Source organism: Kamptonema animale CS-326 (assembly GCF_028330895.1).
In the GTDB taxonomy this organism is placed as follows: domain Bacteria; phylum Cyanobacteriota; class Cyanobacteriia; order Cyanobacteriales; family Microcoleaceae; genus Kamptonema; species Kamptonema formosum.
In genome coordinates, this window is record NZ_JAQMUA010000485.1 from 1 (window position 1) to 2,571 (window position 2,571).

The window sequence follows — 2,571 nt, forward strand, 5'->3', positions numbered from 1 at the left end:
GATGGGGAGATGAGGGGTTTGCTGCGTTTGAGTTACCAGTCTTTAGGTGTGGAGCCTTTGGAGAGTTCTAATAATACACAGAATGGTTCTCGACCCAAGGTTTTGTCTGTTCCTAGCCAAGATTCTGCAATTTTGTCCGTTCCTAGCCAAGAGTTTGCAATTCCGATTGTAAAGTCTAAAATTCAAAATCCAAAAGCTCTTGAGCTGGCAGATTTGGTACTCGCGGCTGCATCTGGGGAGTTGGAAGGAGGAGATGGGATTTCACCCGCAACAGGACGAAATTTTGTGGCGCTTCAAACTTTGCAATATATCGAACTGCTACAGGAACAAGAGTGTTTACCCCAGACGTTGGCTTTGGCTTATCAGACTTTGGGGAATTTTTACCGCGATCGCATTTTAGCGGGAGATGTTTCGCGTAGTTACCTATTAATCGCCATCCGCGCTTACGAAATGGTACTTGAATTTACCAGCTCGGATGCAAAACCACAAGGCGATCGGCAAGAAGATGGGGAACGCAGCGCTTTAATTAACCAACTTAACCAGAATTTAACTCAACTCTCTGCTAAATCTGAGCTATCGACTGTTCCCGATATTCTCAATGACCTCGGTACTCTCTACTGGATGCTTTCTCGCTATCCGCGATCGCCTGAAATTGCATCTTTAGCTTTATCTGATTTAGAACACAGTATTGCTCTCTACCAAAAAGCTTTAGCACAGCTCAATCCCAAGACGCAACCCCAGAGCTATGCGAGATTGCAAAAAAATTTAGGCGCAACTTGGGGAGATTTGGCTCGATTTCGAGATGGTACCCAAAATTTACAGCATTCGGTTAGAGCTTACCAGGAAGCCCTTTTATATATTGACCCAGACGTAGAACCTCAACATTATGCTGCGGTTGAGAATAATTTAGGAACAGCTTATTGGAATTTAGCTCAACACGACCAACCAGTGGCATATCTCGAAAGCGCGATCGCGGCTTACACTAAAGCTCTCAGCTATTACAGCCCCGAACGAGAACCCCTAAACTATGCGGGAGTGCAAAATAACTTAGGCACGGCTTGGTGGAATCTTGCTCAGCATGAACCCTCAGAGGGGTTCCTATTAGAAGCTGTGGATGCCTATCGGGAAGCTTTGAGGTATCGTACTCAAGAGTTAGTACCGGCTGCCTGTGCGGCCACGCAGAACAATCTGGGGACAGTTTACTGGCATCTAGCTAACCTCCGGCACAAACAGGGGCGGATAGAATCTTTGGAGAATGCGATCGCAGCTTATCAAAACGCGATCGCCGCCGCCAAGCAAATCCACCCCAACCAGTTGACGTTTGACATACTGGCCGCTTACAACAATTTAGGGCTAGCCCACTATCAGTTAGCCACAGACCCTTACTTCTCCTTGAGTAAACTTGAGCTAAGAACCCATCTAGAATCTGCACTACAAAACCAGTTGCAAGCTTGTATGGGATGGCAACAGCAAATGAACGGGTCAGGGTTAGCAGGTCGCGAAAACACCAATTCTCAAAGCCAGACCCCCAACCCTATCTATGCTGATTGTCGCCAGACTGCTCTAAATTGTATTGTCAAAACAATTCAAGCTTTCTATAGTGAATGTGGGCTGCAAGGTCAAAATTTAGCTCTATCTAAGCTTCCTAGCGATTTACTACCTGAAATTTTGCAACAATTGTAAATAGGACACTTAAAATTTAGTGTATGTCTGTATCCAAGTTTTCCATTACTATGACTTATATTCTTGCCTAATTCTCAAAGCAACTTTGTGGTCATGGCCCCTCCAAAGATCCTTGTGGTTGATGACGACCCGGCAATCCGAAACTTAATTCACCGCTATTTGAGCCAGCAAGGCTATCAAGTGGAGTCTGCCGGGGACGGCCAGACTGCTCTGGGATTATTTGAGCAGCTCAATCCAGACTTAGTGATTCTGGATGTGAATTTGCCCGACACCACTGGCTACAAACTTTGTCAAGAAATGCAAAGTCGGACGGGTGTGTTTGTCTTGATGTTAACTAGCAGAACTGATGAGGCTGACAAAATTAAAGGGTTTGCCCAAGGTGCTGACGACTACATCACTAAACCTTTCAGTCTTGTAGAAATTGGTGCCCGCGTGGGAGCGATATTGAAGCGTAAGCGCATAGTCACTCCCGCAGAACAGCAAAGCCTGATTTTTGGGCCCCTAGCGATCGATCCAGTTCGCCGAGAAGTGATGCTTAGCGGTCAGACAGTTTCTTTAACTGCTCTGGAATTTGACTTGCTTTATTGTTTAGCGAGCAAACCCGGTCGCGTGTGGCGACGAGCTGAACTACTTCAAGAAGTTTGGGATTACGAATATGTCGGAGATCAGCGTGTTGTTGATGTCCACATCGGTCAAATTCGCCGAAAAATTGAACCGGATGCTAATCAACCTTCTATGATTCAAACCGTCCGAGGTGTTGGTTATAAGTTTGAGGCGATTTAGGGAAGAGGGACTAGGGGCTAGGGGCTAGGGAAGAGGGAATTGCTAATGGCTAATGGCTAATGGCTAATTGCAAAAAAATCCTCTTCTTCCCTCTTCCTTCTTCCC

At 46.0% G+C, this 2,571-nt stretch carries 2 protein-coding genes; both read left to right on the forward strand.

Translation table 11 applies throughout. The features are described from left to right. Positions 1-1,683, forward strand: a 1,683-nt coding sequence (locus tag PN499_RS28315) for a tetratricopeptide repeat protein (RefSeq protein ID WP_272036825.1), incomplete at its 5' end; no start/stop codon positions are given. A 93-nt stretch (positions 1,684-1,776) separates the two neighbouring features. Further along, positions 1,777-2,466, forward strand: coding sequence for a response regulator transcription factor (locus PN499_RS28320; RefSeq protein ID WP_272036826.1), 690 nt, complete (start codon positions 1,777-1,779; stop codon positions 2,464-2,466). The last annotated feature ends 105 nt before the right edge of the window (positions 2,467-2,571 follow it).

Excerpts from the sequence above, each read along its gene's own strand:
- PN499_RS28320 (WP_272036826.1), top strand. The coding sequence starts at position 1,777 with ATGGCCCCTCCAAAGATCCTTGTGGTTGATGACGACCCGGCAATCCGA.